General features: G+C 37.9%; 3 tRNA genes and 1 rRNA gene. All 4 read right to left on the reverse strand.

What is annotated here, in order from left to right:
- Positions 1-585: 585 nt before the first annotated feature.
- Positions 586-661 (reverse strand) — tRNA-Val (locus tag F8B77_RS17255).
- Positions 662-722: 61 nt separating this feature from the next.
- Positions 723-798, reverse strand: a tRNA-Lys gene (locus F8B77_RS17260).
- An 84-nt stretch (positions 799-882) separates the two neighbouring features.
- A tRNA-Glu gene (locus F8B77_RS17265) sits at positions 883-958 on the reverse strand.
- 94 nt (positions 959-1052) lie between these two features.
- Positions 1053-1180 (reverse strand): 16S ribosomal RNA (locus F8B77_RS17270); the annotation flags it as partial.

Consider the following 1180-nt stretch of genomic DNA (forward strand, 5'->3'; position numbering starts at 1 on the left):
ATTACTTAACCATACAACCCCAAGAGGTCTTTTTACTTGTTCTTTTATCTTTATACTTCGTTGTTTTCAAAATTTACTTGGTCATGTAGCAAGCTACACTCCCTTCGATAAATTTCTTAACGCCTTGTCTAAAAATAAAATTACTACGTAAAACAAATGACTTGAGATCGTATTTCAACTAATCAAGGTTTGAAATCATCACTATTTCTGTAAAAAAGATAATCTCTAAACAGAAAAATGTGAGTTCTGGTTTTTCGCCGGATTCGCTCTTTATCTCTACTTTAAAAAGTAGAAACAAAATAATACCAAGAACACTTGAATGTGTTTTTAATTTGTTTATCTAAGATAAACAAAAGATATTAAGAACTTTTAAATTTTGATTTAACTTAATTTCAGCACTTAGCTGTAATTAAGCTGAATCAGTCAGCTTTCCAAATTGTTAAAGAGCGATATAAAATCATTAACACTGTTAATGATAAAATACTTTTTAAGCATTTTCAGACACAAAAAATCCGAACCTAGATCAATTTCTTGAACTGGTTTGGAATCCTTCCAAAAATATTTAAAGAGTATATCCATATGAAATGGTGGGCGATACCGGGCTCGAACCAGTGACCCCCTCCTTGTAAGGGAGGTGCTCTCCCAACTGAGCTAATCGCCCACATAATATTCCAATTTACTCCTGACTCTATCAGAAATAAACCCATTCTCTGTGGAAAGAATGGTGGGTCGTGCAGGATTCGAACCTGCGACCAATTGATTAAAAGTCAACTGCTCTACCAACTGAGCTAACGACCCATATTTTTCTTCTTAGAGGAGGCAAGTTGTAAGGACGTTTATAGTCTATAAACGACGTCAACTTAACAAACTATAAGGAGAAAATGGTATCCCGTAGGGGAGTCGAACCCCTGTTACCGCCGTGAAAGGGCGGTGTCCTAGGCCTCTAGACGAACGGGACACTGGATATTCGAAGGTGTTGGACACCTTCTAAATCTTCTTTATTTTCAACCTTCGCAATCTGTGTGAACACTCATAAATCGTAATCTATCGTTTAAGGAGGTGATCCAGCCCCAGGTTCCCCTAGGGCTACCTTGTTACGACTTCACCCCAGTCATGAACCACACCGTGGTGATCGTCCTCCCCTAATCCGAAGAAAAGGGGTTAAACTAACCACTTCTGG

This window comes from Aliivibrio finisterrensis, from assembly GCF_008933155.1.
GTDB lineage: Bacteria > Pseudomonadota > Gammaproteobacteria > Enterobacterales > Vibrionaceae > Aliivibrio > Aliivibrio finisterrensis.